This window comes from Amycolatopsis sp. NPDC000009 (genome assembly GCF_055563465.1).
Genome location: NZ_JBVHDI010000004.1, coordinates 437,261 through 452,634, shown reverse-complemented (window position 1 = coordinate 452,634; position 15,374 = coordinate 437,261). Strand labels below are relative to the sequence as shown.

Below are 15,374 nucleotides of genomic sequence, written 5' to 3'. Positions count from 1 at the left end.
ACCGGGTCACTCTCGTTCGGAAAGGGTCACTTCCAGGCCTCCGGCGAGGTCGGCGGAGACGTTGTAGATGAAGGCGCTGACGGTCGCCAGCGCCGAGATCAGCACGATGTTGATGGCGCCGAGGATGGCCGCGATCCCGAAGACACGGCCGGCGCTGATCAACGGGTCGGCCGGCGCGTCGGCCCCTTCGCCGCCGACGAGCGACGAGTAGGTCCCGTTGAGTTTGTCCCAGACGCCCATGCCGTCGAGGACGGTGTAGAGGACGCCGACGGCGACGAGCCACACGAAGAACAGCGCGACGCCGAGGACGAGGGACAGTTTCAGCACCGACCAGGGGTCGAAGCGTTTGATCTGCAGGCTGGCGCGACGCGGTCCGCGGCCGGGGCGGCGGAGAGCGGTGGGCGCGGCACGGGTGCGGGAGGCCGACGGGATGGCGGAGGGGGCGGGGTCGCCCTCTCCGCTGTCGCCGAAAAGCCTCTTCGCGGCTGTGCCGCTGACCCCGTGATAGTCGGTCACGGTCGTCGCGTCCCGCTTCGGGTCCGAGTGGGCCACGTCTTCGGTGGCGACCGAAGACACCGAGACCGTCTGCTCGCTGGAGCCTTCGGGTTCCCCGGCGCCGCTGTCGCGCTGCCAGGGCGGGCTCGACGAACCCGCCTGCGCGCCGCCTGCTTCGGGCTTCTCGGATGGTGTCACGAGGTGTCAGTCCTTACCCAGTACGTGGGGCGTCGTCTACTCCTGCTCCGACGCCGGGGTTTCTTCTCCTTCAGTACTACCTGCAGTGGCGACGTCTGAGGGCTCGTCCGCGTTGCGTGCGACCGCGAGAAGAGTTGTTCCTTCGTCGAGATTCATCAGCCGCACTCCCTTCGTCTGCCTGCCTGCCTTGCGCACCTGTCCGGCCGAAGTCCGGATCACCCCGCCGCTGGAGGTGATCGCGTACAGCTCGTCTTCGGCGTCGACGATGACCGCGCCCACCAGCCTGCCACGTTTCTGGTCGTACTGAATGGTGAGCACACCCTTGCCGCCGCGGCCTTGCACCGGGTAGTCGTCGGTCGGCGTGCGCTTGGCGTAGCCGCCGCCGGTGGCGACGAGGAGGAACTTGTCCGGCTGGACGACGTTGATGCCGAGCAGTTCGTCGCCGTCGTTGAACCGCATGCCCAGCACACCGGACGTCGCGCGGCCCATCGGGCGCAGGGCTTCGTCGGTGGCGTGGAAGCGGATCGACTGGCCTTCCGCGGAGACGAGGAGCAGGTCGTCCTCGGCGGCCGCGAGGACCGCGCCGACCAGTTCGTCGCCTTCGCGCAGGTTGACGGCGATGAGGCCGCCGGCCCGGTTGGAGTCGAAGTCGGTGAGCTTGGTCTTCTTCACCAGGCCGCGGCGGGTCGCGAGCACGAGGTACGGGGCGACCTCGTAGTTCGGGATCTCGATGACCTGGGCGATCTGCTCGTCGGGCTGGAAGGCGAGCAGGTTCGCGACGTGCTGGCCGCGCGCGTTGCGGTTGGCCTCGGGCAGGTCGTACGCCTTGGCCCGGTACACGCGGCCCTTGTTCGTGAAGAACAGGATCCAGTCGTGGGTCGAGCAGACGAAGAAGTGCTGGACGATGTCGTCCTGTTTGAGGGTCGCGCCCTGGACTCCCTTGCCGCCGCGTTTCTGCGAGCGGTACAGATCGGTTTTCGTCCGCTTGGCGTAACCCGTGCGGGTGATCGTGACGACGACGTCCTCGACCGCGATGAGGTCTTCGACCGAGACCTCGCCGTCGAACGGGATGATCTTGGTGCGCCGGTCGTCGCCGTACTTGTCGACGATCTCCTGCAGCTCCTCGGCGATGATCGAGCGCTGCCGCTCGGGCTTCTCGAGGATGTCCTTGAGGTCCGCGATCTCGAGTTCGATCTCGGCGAGGGTGTCGATGATCCGCTGCCGCTCCAGTGCCGCGAGGCGGCGGAGCTGCATGTCGAGGATCGCGGTGGCCTGGATCTCGTCGACGTCGAGCAGGCTCATCAGGGCGGGCCGGGCCTCTTCGGCCGAAGGCGAGCGCCGGATGAGGGCGATGACCTCGTCGAGCATGTCCAGCGCCTTGACCAGACCGCGCAGGATGTGGGCGCGTTCCTCGGCCTTGCGCAACCGGAAGCGGGTCCGGCGGACGATGACGTCGATCTGGTGCTTCACGTAGTGCCGGATCATCTGGTCCAGCCGCAGCGTGCGGGGCACGCCGTCGACCAGGGCCAGCATGTTGACACCGAAATTCTGCTGCAGCTGGGTGTGCTTGAACAGGTTGTTCAGCACGACCTTCGCGACCGCGTCACGTTTGATCGTGACGACGATCCGCATCCCGCTGCGGCTGTTGGACTCGTCGGCGATGTCGGAGATGCCGGTGAGCTTGCCGTCGCGGACCAGGTTCGCGATGTTCTCGACCAGGTTGTCCGGGTTGACCTGGTACGGCAGCTCGGACACGACCAGGATCGTGCGGCCCTTGGCGTCCTCTTCGACCTCGACGACCGCGCGCATGCGCACGGAGCCGCGGCCGGTGCGGTACGCGTCCTCGATCCCGGAGTTGCCGAGGATCATCGCCCTGGTCGGGAAATCCGGGCCCTTGATCCGGACCAGCAGCGCGGCGAGCAGCTCGTCGTCGCTGGCCTCGAAGTTTTCCAGCGCCCATTTGACGCCGTCGGCGACCTCGCGCAGGTTGTGCGGCGGGATGTTGGTCGCCATCCCGACCGCGATCCCGGAACCACCGTTGACCAGCAGGTTCGGGAACCGCGACGGCAGGACGTCGGGCTCCTGGGTGCGGCCGTCGTAGTTGTCGGAGAAGTCGACGGTCTCTTCTTCGATGTCCTGCAGCATGTGCATCGCGAGATGCGCCAGCCGGGACTCGGTGTACCGCATGGCGGCGGCGGGGTCGTTGCCCGACGAACCGAAGTTGCCCTGGCCGTCGATCAGCGGGTACCGCAGCGACCACGGCTGCGCGAGCCGCACGAGCGCGTCGTAGATCGCGGAGTCACCGTGCGGGTGGTAGTTGCCCATCACGTCGCCGACGACGCGGGAGCACTTGTTGTACCCGCGGTCGGGGCGGAAGCCGGAGTCGAACATCGAGTACAGCACGCGGCGGTGCACCGGCTTGAGGCCGTCCCGCACGTCCGGCAGCGCCCGCGACACGATGACGCTCATCGCGTAGTCGATGTAGGAGCGCTGCATCTCCTGCTGGATGTCGACCGGTTCGATCCGGTCGTGGTCCGGAGCAGGCGGCAAGGTTTCCGTCATGAGGTCCTTCTCGTGGGAGCAGTCCTAAGGGGACAAAAGAGCGGGACGTCGCTAGACGTCTAGGAAACGCACGTCCTTGGCGTTACGCGTGATGAAGGAACGGCGCGCTTCGACGTCCTCGCCCATCAGGACGGAGAACAGGTCGTCGGCCTGCGCGGCGTCGTCCAGGGTGACCTGGCCGAGCAGCCGGTTCGCCGGGTCCATCGTGGTCTCCCACAGCTCTTCGGCGTTCATCTCGCCGAGACCCTTGTAGCGCTGGATCGCGTCGTCCTTCGGCAGCTTCCGGCCGGCCTCGACACCCGCCTGGATGACGGCGTCGCGTTCCCTGTCGGAGTAGGCGTACTCCGGGTCCTGCCGCGGCCACTTGATCTTGTACAGCGGCGGGCGCGAGAGGAACACGTGCCCGTGCTCGATCAGCGGGGGCATGAACCGGAACAGGAAAGTGAGCAGCAGCGTGGTGATGTGCTGGCCGTCCACGTCGGCGTCGGCCATCAGCACGATCTTGTGGTAGCGCAGCTTCTCGATGTCGAACTCTTCGTGGATACCGGTGCCGAGCGCGGTGATCAGCGACTGGACCTCGGTGTTCTTGAGGACACGGTCGATCCGGGCCTTCTCGACGTTGATGATCTTGCCCCGGATCGGCAGGATCGCCTGGTACATCGAGTCGCGGCCTTCCTTGGCCGAACCGCCCGCCGAGTCACCCTCGACGATGTAGAGCTCGCATTCCGACGGGTTCGTCGAGCGGCAGTCCTTGAGCTTGCCGGGCAGCCCGCCGATCTCCAGCGCGCCCTTGCGGCGGACCAGGTCGCGCGCCTTGCGGGCGGCCATCCGCGCCTGCGCCGAGGAGATCGACTTGTTGATGATCGTCTTCGCCTCGGTGGGGTTGCGCTCGAACCAGTCGGCCAGCCATTCGTTCGAGGTCTGCTGCACGAACGTCTTGGCCTCGCTGTTGCCCAGCTTGGTCTTGGTCTGGCCTTCGAACTGCGGCTCGGAGAGCTTGATCGAGACGATCGCCGCGAGCCCCTCGCGCACGTCGTCACCCGAGAGGTTGGCGTCCTTCTCCTTGAGCAGCTTCTTCTCGCGCGCGTACGCGTTGACGACGCGGGTGAGCGCGGCGCGGAAGCCCTCTTCGTGCGTGCCGCCCTCGTGCGTGTTGATCGTGTTGGCGAAGGTGTACACCGACGGCGTGAAGCCGTTGTTCCACTGCATGGCGACCTCGACCTCGAGGCCGGTGCCCTTGGCCTCGAAGGAGATCACGGACGCGTGGATCGGGTCCTTGCTGCCGTTGATGTGCTTGACGAAGTCTTCGAGACCGCCCGGGTAGCAGTAGGTCTTCTCCTTGACCCGCGCCGCCTGGCCGGAAGCGTCCGCTTCGGTCTCTTCGTCGGCGACGCGCTCGTCGCGCAGCGACAGGGTCAGGCCCTTGTTGAGGAAGGCCATCTCCTGGAGACGCCGGGAGATCGTCTCGAAGTTGTACGTCGTGGTTTCGAAGATGTCGCCGTCGGCCCAGAAGGTGATCGTGGTGCCGGTGTCCTCGGCGGGGCCGAGATCCTCCAGCTCACCGGGGATCTGGTCGGTGTACACCTGTCGCCAGCTGTGCCCGCCGCGTTTGACTTCGGCGATCAGCTTGGTCGAGAGCGCGTTCACCACGGAGACGCCGACACCGTGCAGGCCACCGGAGACCGCGTAGGAGTCGCTGTCGAACTTGCCGCCCGCGTGGAGCACGGTGAGCACGACCTCGAGGGTCGGCTTCTGCTCCTTGGGGTGCATGTCGACCGGGATGCCGCGGCCGTCGTCGACGACGCGCACCCCGCCGTCGGCCAGCAAGGTAACCTCGACCTTGGTCGCGTAGCCGGCCATCGCCTCGTCGACGGAGTTGTCGACCACCTCCTGGACGAGGTGGTGGAGGCCGCGTTCACCGGTGGAACCGATGTACATACCGGGACGCTTGCGGACGGCTTCGAGGCCTTCGAGCACCGTGATCGACGACGCGTTGTACTCGCTCTTGTTCTCGGTCACAGGCGTTGATTCTCCTCGTCTCGCCCGAGCGGACGCTCGCTCATCTCCAGTGTACTTGGCCGCGTTCGCAGACATGCGGCAAGGACACCCCTGATTTGCTCACAGGCGCGCTAATTCGTTCAAAGAAGAGTCTTGACTCATCCGAAGCACTCTGGGCGCCTTCTCGGCGCTTTAATGGGCACTGTCGCGGCGAAGCGCAACTCGGGTCAGCCGTACGTGTCACGCGGGCCGCGTCCCGGCACGTGCCGGGGCCCTTTTCGCCAACTCGGCGCCGTCGGTCCCTGGATCCGCATCTTCTTCACCACGCCGTGCCCGACGCCCTTCGCGATCTTCGCCAGCAGCTGTCCCTGGAGCAGGCGAAGCTGCGTCGCCCACGCCGTCGAGCTCGCGCGCACGGTCAGTTCGCCGTCCTTCAAGGCCACCGGCTGGGCGTGTTCGGCGACCTCTTCACCCACAAGCCGCGTCCAGCTTCCGAAGACCTGACCGTTGGCCAGCCGCGTGTTCCAGCCGCGGTCGACCGCGATCCGGGAAGCCAGCCTGCCCAGCGGTTGCGGGTCGCGGGCGTCGGCACCCGGCCCCGACCAGCGACGACGTCGCGGGCTTTGCCCTACCGAACCGGCTCCCCCTCCGGTGATACGGCCGCGGCGTACGCCCGGTTCAACCCCGCGGGCCTTTGCTTTGGCCTTCGCGGCGTCCAGAGCGGCCCGAGCGAGGTCACGCCCCGTGGCCGGTTCCTTGCTTTCGGTATCGGTTGCACCGTTCGGTACCGCAGGGGGTTCACGCTGCGTGTCGAACAAAGCTCCCTCACCCGGGTTACCGCCCGGGTGGGGGGTGTCAAGCCGCTTATCAGGCCCCTTGGTCACGCGGGGCGATAACGCTTTCCTGGTGTTATCCACACTGTCCACAGGTTTGTCCCCAGATCGGTGGGCAACTGCTGTGGCGCCGATCACCCCGGGTATCCGCTTCACGGATCACCCTCGGTTGATCTCACCATCCGCCACGAGGAACCGGTGTCCGGCCAGTTCGGCGGGCACGTCCTCGTCCACGGCGGCGGTCACCAGCACCTGCTCGGCGCCTGCCGCCACCTCCGCCAGCCGGGCCCGGCGACGCCGGTCCAGCTCGGCGAACACATCATCCAGCAGAAGCACCGGTTCCCCGGCCTCGCCACGCAGGAGCTCGTAGCTTCCCAGACGCAACGCGAGGGCGAACGACCAGGACTCCCCATGGCTCGCGTAGCCCTTCGCGGGCGCTTCGCCGAGGATGAGGTCCAGTTCGTCCCGGTGCGGGCCGACCATGCTCACCCCGCGCTCCAGCTCCAGGTTCCGCGCTCGTTTCAGTGCCTCGACCAGCACGTCCTTGAGTACGGTCTGGTCGGCGCGAGGACCGTCCGGCGTGCCGTAGCCCTCCGGCATCGCGTCGCCCAGGCTCGACTTGTACGCGATCTTCGCCGGGCGAGAGTCGGGCGCGACCCCCATGTACGCGGCGGCCGCGTACGGCGCGAGGTCCGCGATCAGGTTCAGCCGGGCGGCCAGCAACGCGGCACCCGCCACCGAAAGGTGGTCGTCCCAGACGTCGAGCGTCGACAACGCGTACGGGTCTTCGCGTCCCGTACGCCGCTTGCCCGCCGTCTTGAGCAGGGCGTTCCGCTGCTTCAGCACCTTCTCGTAGTCGGCGCGGACCCCGGCGTATCGGGGAGCGCGCAGCACGAGGAGCTCGTCCATGAAGCGGCGGCGTTCCCCGGGATCCCCGCGCACGAGCGCCAGGTCCTCCGGGGAGAACAGCACCGTGCGCAGGATCCCGAGCACGTCGCGGGGCTTGCCGACCGCGCCGCGGTTGACCCGCGCGCGGTTCGCCTTGCCGGGCGTGATCTCCAGCTCGACCGTCAGCTCGCGGTCCTCGTTGATCACCGCGACCCTGATCAGCGCGCGTTCACACCCGTGCCGCACCAACGGCGCGTCGGTCGCGACGCGGTGCGAGCCCAGGGTCGCGATGTAGCCGATCGCCTCGAGGAGGTTCGTCTTGCCACGGCCGTTCTGTCCGACGAGGACGGTCGGGCCGGGTTCGAGCGCGAGATCGGCTTGTGGCCAGGACCGGAAGTCGGTGACCTGGAGATGTCTGAGATACAACCGTCTTGCCTAGTCGCCGGCTTTCTTGACCGAGTGCCCGCCGAACTGGTTGCGCAGCGCGGCGACGGCCCGCATCGCGGCGGAATCCTCCTGGCGCGAAGCGAACCGCGCGAACAGCGCGGCCGAGATGACCGGCGCCGGGACCGCGTTGTTGATCGCCTCTTCGAGCGTCCACCGGCCTTCGCCGGAGTCCTCGACGTAGCCCTCGAGGTCGTCCAGCTCCGGGTCCTCGTCGAGCGCGCGGACGAGCAGGTCGAGCAGCCACGAGCGGACGACGGTCCCCCGCTGCCAGCCCTTGATCACCGAGGGCACGTTCTCGACGACCTTCGCGGCTTCGAGCAGCTCGAAGCCTTCGGCGAAGGCCTGCATCATGCCGTACTCGATGCCGTTGTGGATCATCTTCGCGTAGTGACCGGATCCGACGGCGCCGGCGTGCGAGAAGCCCTCGTCACGCGGACCTTCGGGGCGAAGCGCGTCGAAGATCGGCATGGCCTTCTCGACGTCCGAAGCCGCGCCGCCGACCATCAGGCCGTAGCCATTGTCCTTGCCCCACACGCCACCGGAAACCCCGCAGTCGAGGTAGCCGACCTTCTTCGTCGCGAGCAGGTCCGCGTTGATCCGGTCGTCGGTGTACTTCGAGTTGCCGCCGTCGATCACGAGGTCGCCCTCGGACAGCAGGTTGCCGAGCTCGGCGACGGTCTGCCGAGTGGGTTCACCGGCGGGCACCATGATCCAGACGATCCGGGGACCGTCCAGTTTGGACACCATGTCCTCGAGTGAGGTGGAGTCGGTGACGTCGGGGTTGCGGTCGTAGCCGACCACCTCGTGACCGGCCGCGCGCAGCCGCTCACGCATGTTGAACCCCATCTTGCCGAGGCCGATGAGTCCCAGCTGAGCCATGAAGATCCCCTTTGGTGCGAACAGAAATGGCGGCCGGTCAGCCCGGGAGGCGAACCGGCATCAGGAGGTACAGGTAGCCGGGGACGACGTTGCCCTCCTCGTCGGCGGGCTTGATCAGCGCCGGCCGGTTCGGGGTGGTGAACGTCAGTTCCGCCCGGTTCGCGTTCAGCGCGCCGAGCCCGTCGACGAGGTAACCCGGGTTGAACGCGATGGTCACCGGCTCACCCTCGTAGTCGACCTGAAGCTCTTCTTCGGCCGAACCCTCGTCGTCGCCACCCGCGGAGAGCCGCAGCGAACCGTCGTTGAACTCCAGCCGCACCTGGGTGCCACGCTCGGCGACGAGCGAAACACGCTTGATGGACTCGGCGAGCGCGGAGACCTCGATGACCGCGCGCGACGTGTGCTGCGCGGGCAGCAGCTGCCGGTACGGCGGGAACTCCGCGTCGAGGAGGCGGGTCGTGGTGTAGCGGCCGGAACCGGAGAGACCGAGAAGGCCTTCGCCGCTGGCGAGCGCGAGCCGGATCTTGGCTCCGCTGGCACCGAGCGTCTTCGCGGCCTCGGCGAGCGTGCGCGCCGGGACCAGCACCGCGGCGTCGGACAGGCCCTCGGCCGGCTCCCAGGTGAACTCGCGCATCGCGAGGCGGAAGCGGTCGGTGGCGACCAGGGTCAGCGAAGAGCCCGAGATCTCCAGCCGCATACCGGTCAGCATCGGGAGGGTGTCGTCCTTGCCCGCGGCGACGACGACCTGGGTGACGGCCTGGCCGAACGCGTCACCGGTGAGTTCACCGGCGAAGGCGGGCTGGGACGGGAGCTGCGGGTAGTCCTCGACCGGCATGGTCGGCAGGGAGAAGCGCGCGGAGCCGCAGGTGATGGTCGCGCGGGCGCCGTCGACGGAGATCTCGACCGGCTGCGCGGGCAGCGACTTGGTGATGTCGGCCAGGAGGCGGCCGGAGACCAGGAGGCGGCCGCCGTCGGCGATGGTGGCCGGGACGCCGACCGTGGCGGAGACCTCGTAGTCGAATCCGGAGACGGTGAGGGCGTCACTCGTCCCGTCGGATCCCGCATCGAGCAGGACACCGCCCAGCACCGGGACCGGAGGCCGCGACGGGAGGCTTCTCGCCACCCACGCGACGGCGTCGGCCAGCCCGTCACGCTCGACGCGGATCTTCATGCGCGCTTCCTTTCGACAGCCGAGCCCCTGACGGCTCGAAAGCTCAACGGGTCACCTCGGCCGGAGAGCGCGATGGCCAGGTGCCTCGCAGGTGTGTTCGGTCCGAGCGAGGACGCGAACGCACGTCGACACGCAGACCAGGTGCAGGGACCCACGTTAGGCCGTCCCCGGGGTCCGCGTCACCTCGGCCTCCCCTTGCTTTTGTCGACAAGACGACACGGCTCACCGGCTGTCCCCAGATTCGTCCTTCGCCTGTTTTTGTTTTGTTCTCTTCTAGAGAAGAAGAAAAGACAGCAGTAGTAATAGGCGTTGTGGATTGTGTGGACAAGGCTCGTTCGCGCAGGTCCGGGCGCCTCTGAGGCTGTGGACTCCGGGTGTGTACGGACGGTGGACAGCTCGGGCCGTCCGTGGATGGATTCGGGCGGCGCTCGATCTGTCCACAGTCATCCACAGTTGTCCCCACGGTTATCCCCAGTTGTGCGCCGGTTTGTACCCAGGGTTGTGGGCGCCGTTCGTGACCGGAATCGCTCGGGAGAGTGATCCGTGCAGCCTGCGTCACCCTTGTGCACAAGATGTGGGCAACCTGGGGACAAGGTGTGGATCTTGGTGTGGAAATGCTGTGGATTCCCTGTGAGTGCGATGTGGACGGAAACCCGATCACCCCAGCTCCCGAACCCGCCGGAGTTGTGCACAGTCTACCCACAGCATGTGGATTCCCTTTGTACACAAGGAAAATCGCGAAGCACCCCGAGACCCGCTTCGCCTCCTTCGCGCCCTTCGCCGCTTCTTTGGCCTACACGTGCTTCGGGCCTATGTAGACACAAAGAAGGGGCTCCCACCTACCGTGAGAGCCCCTGAAACCCTTATGCGCCAAGGAACTGATACTCGGTGACCCCAGGGTCTCCCCAAGGGCGCCCCGCGCCCGACGGAGACTTCACCGTCGAGCGCCCTCTTTCGGGCCGAAGGCCCACGAAAACGCGATGAAGGGGCGCCCTCCGCCCTCAACCTGAGTTGGAAGCGGAACGACGCCCCTTCGGCGCGCTTTTCGTCAGCGCTCGACAGATATCACTGCCTAGCGCGCTGCTTGATCCTCGAAGTGAGCTCCTGGACCTGGTCGTAGATGCGGCGCCGTTCGGCCATCTCCTTGCGGATCTTCTTGTCCGCGTGCATGACGGTCGTGTGGTCGCGGCCGCCGAAGGTCTGCCCGATCTTCGGCAGTGACATGTCGGTCAGTTCGCGGCAGAGGTACATCGCGATCTGGCGTGCGGTCGCGAGTGCCTTCGTCTTGCCGGGCCCGCAGAGGTCGTCGAGGGTCACGTCGAAGAACTCGGACGTGACGCCCATGATGGTCGGTGCGGTGATCTCCGGCGCGTGCGAATCCGGGATGAGGTCGCGGAGCACGATCTCGGCGAGTGCCACGTCGACGGGCTGCTGGTTCAGCGACGCGAAGGCGGTGACGCGGATGAGCGCGCCTTCGAGTTCCCGGATGTTCGCCTCGACGCGCGAAGCGATGAACTCCAGGACCTCGCCGGGAACCGCGAGCCGGTCCTGCGCGGCCTTCTTGCGAAGGATCGCGATCCGGGTTTCGAGTTCCGGCGGCTGGATGTCGGTGATGAGGCCCCACTCGAACCGCGTGCGCAGCCGGTCTTCCAGCGTTTCGAGGCGCTTCGGCGGGCGGTCGGAGGAGACGACGATCTGCTTGTTCGCGTTGTGGAGGGTGTTGAAGGTGTGGAAGAACTCTTCCTGCGTACCTTCTTTGCCTTCCAGGAACTGGATGTCGTCGACGAGCAGGATGTCGATGTCGCGGTAGCGGCGCTGGAAGGCGACCTTGCGGTCGTCGCGCAGCGAGTTGATGAAGTCGTTGGTGAACTCTTCGGTCGACACGTACCGCACGCGCATGCCCGGGAACAGCCGCTGGGCGTAGTGCCCGACCGCGTGCAGCAGGTGGGTCTTCCCGAGTCCGGATTCTCCCCAGATGAACAACGGGTTGTACGCGCGCGCCGGTGCTTCGGCGACGGCGACCGCGGCCGCGTGCGCGAAGCGGTTCGACGCGCCGATGACGAACGTGTCGAATGTGTACTTCTCGTTCAGCTTCGTCTTCGACGTCTGCGGCTGCGCCGGCGCGGTGTACGGCTGGCCCGCGATCGGCTGCCCGGAGAAGGTCGGCCAGATCTCCGTCACGGCGGCGAGGGCCTCGCCCTCTTCGTCGACTTCTTCATCGCTGTCATCGCCATCGTTGAGGCTGTTGTCCACCGGCTGTTGCCTCGGCGGCCTCGGTTTCGGAGGCTCGGGCCGGGGCCTGGTCGGGGACAGCATGCCGTCGCCCTCGGGCAGCGGAGGAGTACCCGGCACCGGACCGGAACCGTTTTCCACCCGGCTGGGTGACGTCGGTTCGTAGCGGGGGCCGGGCGAGGGCGGCGGCGGAGGCATCGAGGGCTCGGTGCTGTCGACCTTCACCGCGAGCGAGACCGCGCGGCCGAGCCGGCGCGAAAGGGCTTCGGTGATGGCGCCACGGAGGGCGCGCTCGATCGCTTCCTTGGCGAAGTCACTGGGGGCGGCGAGCAGTGCGGTGCCGTCGAGCAGGCCGATCGGCCGGGTCACCCGCATCCAGGCGCGCTGCTGCGGGGAGAGGGTGCCATCCGACAGCTCGCGCACGACCTGTTCCCAGATGACGCCAAGATTGTGCTGGTGATCGGACACCTGCCTGACTCCCCTCCCCTCATCGGTGCGCTGCGGCGAGATCACTCAGCGGCCCGAAGCGCCGGGTCGAGCGTCATCCTGGCCCGATCGACTCATGCGCACAGCAAATATCCACATAGTTGTCCACAGCTGTGCACTAATGTACGGCGGCCCGCGGTGACGTCACCTGCGGGCTCGACGTATGCCGACGGGACGCCTCCACATCCCCAAGGACACCCGGGCGCCTGCACCGTTCCACCTCGGCGAAAACCCGGGAGGGGCACGCTAACAAGCCCCGCTCGTTGCCACAAGGCATCCTCGCGCGCAAGCATTTCACGGTGTACGGCGTGTTGCCATTCGGTGCCCTCGCGTCGTCGGTGATCACTCTCCACGTACCGTCGCGGTGTGTGGTCGAGGGGGTGCCTGACGGCCTCGGGCGGTGGGTGCGTACCCTCGTAAGGTCTCCCGTATACAGCGGGGGCGTTTCGCGTGCCCACGTTGTCGTCGCTCGACGTGACGAGGCCACACGTTGGTAGGAGACACCAGAGACTGCCGTGCGTCAGCACGACACGCCAGGAACGGGTCGAACCGTTCCCGGCGGCCGAGAAACAGGAGAAGTTAGTCGTGAGCAAGGGTAAGCGCACCTTCCAGCCGAACAACCGCCGCCGCGCCCGGGTCCACGGATTCCGGCTGCGCATGCGGACCCGCGCCGGCCGGGCCATCCTGGCGGCTCGTCGTCGCAAGGGCCGCGGCGCGCTGTCCGCCTGATCCGGCCGTCGTCGAGGGACGTCGTGCTGCCGGCCGCCGCGAGGTTGCGGCGCAGTGAGGATTTCCGTGCCGTGATGCGGCGTGGGGCCAAGGCAGGCAGGCGCCGCCTCGTCGTCCATGCGTTGACCACGGACCCGCCCGATGCCGCCGAAGCGGCGCGGGCGGGTTTTGTGGTGAGCAAGGCCGTGGGGAACTCGGTGGTCCGCCACCGCGTCACCCGCCGGTTGAGGCATCTTGTTTCCGCCAGGCTCGGAACACTGCCGCCGGGCAGCTCGTTGGTGATACGGGCACTACCTCCGGCCGCGGACGCGTCCAGCGCGGAACTCGGTTCGGACCTCGACGCGTCGTTGCGGCGTCTCGGGCTGTCCGGGAAGTCCCGCCAGACGCGACCACCCGACCACGGATCAGCGGTGTAACGGCATGCGAGCCACCGAGAACGAGACCACCGAAGACGCCCGGCCCGGACCGGTGGCATGGGTGCTGCTCCTGCCCATCAAGCTGTACCGCAAGGCGATCTCCCCCTTCCTTCCTCCGGCGTGCCGGTTCTACCCGAGCTGTAGCGCGTACGCCGTCGAGGCACTGACCCGGCACGGCGCCGGCCGCGGCACTTATCTCGCGGTCCGGCGTCTGCTGCGCTGTGGCCCGTGGACCATGCCCGGCCGCGACCCGGTACCCGAGACGTTCTCGTGGCGCCACCGCCGACCTGAAACACCGATCGAGGAGTAGCTCAGTGCTCGACTTCATCTACTACCCCGTGTCCTTCATCTTGTGGTGTTGGCACAAGGTCTTCGGGCTCGTGTTCGGTGAGGCGAACGCGGTTTCCTGGGTCTTGGCGATCATCTTCTTGACGTTCACGGTCCGCGGCATCATGTTCAAGCCGTTCGTGAACCAGGTCCGGTCGATGAAGAAGATGCAGGACTTCGCGCCGGAAATGAAGAAGATCCAGAAGAAGTACTCCAACGACCGGCAGCGCCAGGCGATGGAGATGCAGAAGCTCCAGAAGGAGCACGGCGTCAACCCGCTGGGCAGCTGCCTGCCGATGCTGCTTCAGATCCCGGTCTTCATCGGTCTGAACCACGTCCTGCGGATGTTCACCATCAACCCGTACGGCGGCCCGAAGACCGAGAACTACTTCTTCGACCAGGCCGGTGTCGAGTCCTACGTCCACGCGAAACTGTTCGGGACGAACCTCGGCGAGGCCATCTACACCGGTGTCGACATGGTCAGTGGCGGCAACACGGCCGCCGGGTTCCACTGGAGCGTCGCCCCGGTCGCGATCCCGCTGATGATCGTCGCCAGCATCGCCACGCACCTCACCGCGCGTCACTCGGTCCAGCGTCAGAACCCCGAGTCGGCCACGCCGCAGACCGCGATGATGAACAAGCTGACGATGTACATCTTCCCGCTCGGTGTCCTCGTCTTCGGTGCCCTGTTCCCGATCGGTCTGCTCTTCTACTGGCTCGCCAACAACGGCTGGACCCTGATGCAGCAGCGTCTCGTCTACACGCGGATCGACAAGGAAGAAGAGGCCCGCAAGGAAGCCGAGAAGGAGAAGCGCGCGAACCTCGGTCCGAAGCCGGGCCAGAAGCCGACCGCGCCCCGCCCTGGCCAGAAGCCGGTCCAGCAGAAGAAGAACAAGCCGTCCTCCGGTGGTCAGGTCAAGAAGGCGGGCTCCCCGCACGGCTTCGCCCAGACCGGTTCGTCCGCCGCGGAGAAGAAGGACGCCAACGACGCAACAGCCGAGCCGTCGACGAACGGCTCGAAGGAGAACGGTGCGGACGTGCCCGGTCTCATCTCGGACTCGACTAAGAAATCGGGCCGGAAGCGTCGCTGACGCCGATCCGGTTCGGAGAGGAGACCAATAATGGCGGAGACGATCGACACGATCGACGCCGAGGAGAACAGCGCGGCCGAGGTTGAGGGCGCCGCTGAAGAGACCGCTCGCAAGGGAGGTGTCGACGACGACGTCCTCGTGAAGGAGGGCGACATCGCCGGCGACTACCTCGAGCGGCTGCTCGACCTTTTGGACTACGACGGCGACATCGACCTCGATGTCGAAGCGGGTCGCGCGATCGTCAGCATCGACGGTGGCGAAGACCTGGAGAAGCTCGTCGGCGCTCGCGGCACCGTCCTCGAGGCGCTGCAGGAGCTGACGCGCCTGGCGGTGCAGCAGGAGACCGGTTCGCGCAGCCGGCTGATGCTGGACATCGCGGGCTGGCGCGCGGACCGCCGTGAGGAGCTCCGCGAGCTCGGCCGCTCGACTGCCGAGACGGTGGTCTCCTCCGGCGAGCGGGTCCGGTTGCAGCCGATGAGCCCGTTCGAGCGGAAGGTCGTGCACGACGCGGTCGCCGCCGTCGACGGGGTCAAGAGCGAGAGCGAAGGAGAGGACCCGAAGCGCCGGGTCGTCATCTTCCCCGCCTGACGGTTTCTCGAACGAAGCGGCCCGCCGGTCATCC

13 protein-coding genes are annotated in these 15,374 nt (G+C 67.1%); 5 read left to right on the top strand and 8 right to left on the bottom strand.

The window, feature by feature from the left end; all coding sequences use genetic code 11:
- Positions 1–6 precede the first annotated feature (6 nt).
- The 8 genes from ACZ3HL_RS15615 to dnaA form a co-directional block, all read right to left on the bottom strand.
- Entirely contained in the window at positions 7–693 is a 687-nt protein-coding gene (locus tag ACZ3HL_RS15615; protein WP_125679336.1) for a DUF3566 domain-containing protein, read from the bottom strand.
- Positions 694–729: 36 nt separating this feature from the next.
- Entirely contained in the window at positions 730–3,255 is a 2,526-nt protein-coding gene (gene gyrA / locus ACZ3HL_RS15610; RefSeq protein ID WP_465414315.1) for a DNA gyrase subunit A, read from the bottom strand.
- Positions 3,256–3,306: 51 nt separating this feature from the next.
- Entirely contained in the window at positions 3,307–5,274 is a 1,968-nt protein-coding gene (gene gyrB, locus ACZ3HL_RS15605) for a DNA topoisomerase (ATP-hydrolyzing) subunit B (protein ID WP_457958987.1), read from the bottom strand.
- Positions 5,275–5,480: 206 nt separating this feature from the next.
- On the bottom strand, positions 5,481–5,972 hold the full coding sequence (locus tag ACZ3HL_RS15600; protein WP_465531647.1) for a DciA family protein: 492 nt from the start codon (positions 5,970–5,972) through the stop codon (positions 5,481–5,483).
- A gap of 273 nt (positions 5,973–6,245) precedes the next feature.
- Positions 6,246–7,400, bottom strand: coding sequence for a DNA replication/repair protein RecF (gene recF / locus ACZ3HL_RS15595; RefSeq protein ID WP_465531529.1), 1,155 nt, complete (start codon positions 7,398–7,400; stop codon positions 6,246–6,248).
- A 9-nt stretch (positions 7,401–7,409) separates the two neighbouring features.
- A complete protein-coding gene (gnd, locus tag ACZ3HL_RS15590; RefSeq protein WP_465531527.1) occupies positions 7,410–8,300 on the bottom strand; it encodes a phosphogluconate dehydrogenase (NAD(+)-dependent, decarboxylating) in 891 nt (296 codons plus the stop codon).
- 37 nt (positions 8,301–8,337) lie between these two features.
- A complete protein-coding gene (dnaN, locus tag ACZ3HL_RS15585) occupies positions 8,338–9,471 on the bottom strand; it encodes a DNA polymerase III subunit beta (RefSeq protein ID WP_020632653.1) in 1,134 nt (377 codons plus the stop codon).
- 1,065 nt (positions 9,472–10,536) lie between these two features.
- Positions 10,537–12,171: a chromosomal replication initiator protein DnaA gene (dnaA, locus tag ACZ3HL_RS15580; RefSeq protein ID WP_125679342.1), complete on the bottom strand. Its 1,635-nt coding sequence runs from the start codon at positions 12,169–12,171 to the stop codon at positions 10,537–10,539.
- 603 nt (positions 12,172–12,774) lie between these two features.
- Between dnaA and rpmH the strand changes: the two genes are divergently transcribed.
- The 5 genes from rpmH to ACZ3HL_RS15555 are packed head-to-tail and all read left to right on the top strand — an operon-like array spanning position 12,775 to position 15,340.
- Positions 12,775–12,918, top strand: a complete 144-nt coding sequence (gene rpmH, locus ACZ3HL_RS15575) for a 50S ribosomal protein L34 (RefSeq protein WP_005154511.1) — start codon at positions 12,775–12,777, stop codon at positions 12,916–12,918.
- 23 nt (positions 12,919–12,941) lie between these two features.
- Positions 12,942–13,334, top strand: a complete 393-nt coding sequence (rnpA, locus tag ACZ3HL_RS15570; protein ID WP_465414308.1) for a ribonuclease P protein component — start codon at positions 12,942–12,944, stop codon at positions 13,332–13,334.
- Positions 13,335–13,338: 4 nt separating this feature from the next.
- The gene (gene yidD, locus ACZ3HL_RS15565) at positions 13,339–13,644 is read left to right on the top strand and encodes a membrane protein insertion efficiency factor YidD (RefSeq protein WP_016338357.1); all 306 of its coding nucleotides are present in this window, start codon (positions 13,339–13,341) and stop codon (positions 13,642–13,644) included.
- A gap of 4 nt (positions 13,645–13,648) precedes the next feature.
- Entirely contained in the window at positions 13,649–14,752 is a 1,104-nt protein-coding gene (yidC, locus tag ACZ3HL_RS15560; RefSeq protein WP_465531525.1) for a membrane protein insertase YidC, read from the top strand.
- A 30-nt stretch (positions 14,753–14,782) separates the two neighbouring features.
- Complete coding sequence (locus tag ACZ3HL_RS15555) at positions 14,783–15,340, top strand: Jag family protein (protein WP_465531523.1); 558 nt, start codon at positions 14,783–14,785, stop codon at positions 15,338–15,340.
- The last annotated feature ends 34 nt before the right edge of the window (positions 15,341–15,374 follow it).

Excerpts from the sequence above, each read along its gene's own strand:
- gyrA (WP_465414315.1), bottom strand. The coding sequence starts at position 3,255 with ATGACGGAAACCTTGCCGCCTGCTCCGGACCACGACCGGATCGAACCG.
- gnd (WP_465531527.1), bottom strand. The coding sequence starts at position 8,300 with ATGGCTCAGCTGGGACTCATCGGCCTCGGCAAGATGGGGTTCAACATG.
- dnaN (WP_020632653.1), bottom strand. The coding sequence starts at position 9,471 with ATGAAGATCCGCGTCGAGCGTGACGGGCTGGCCGACGCCGTCGCGTGG.
- yidD (WP_016338357.1), top strand. The coding sequence starts at position 13,339 with ATGCGAGCCACCGAGAACGAGACCACCGAAGACGCCCGGCCCGGACCG.
- ACZ3HL_RS15555 (WP_465531523.1), top strand. The coding sequence starts at position 14,783 with ATGGCGGAGACGATCGACACGATCGACGCCGAGGAGAACAGCGCGGCC.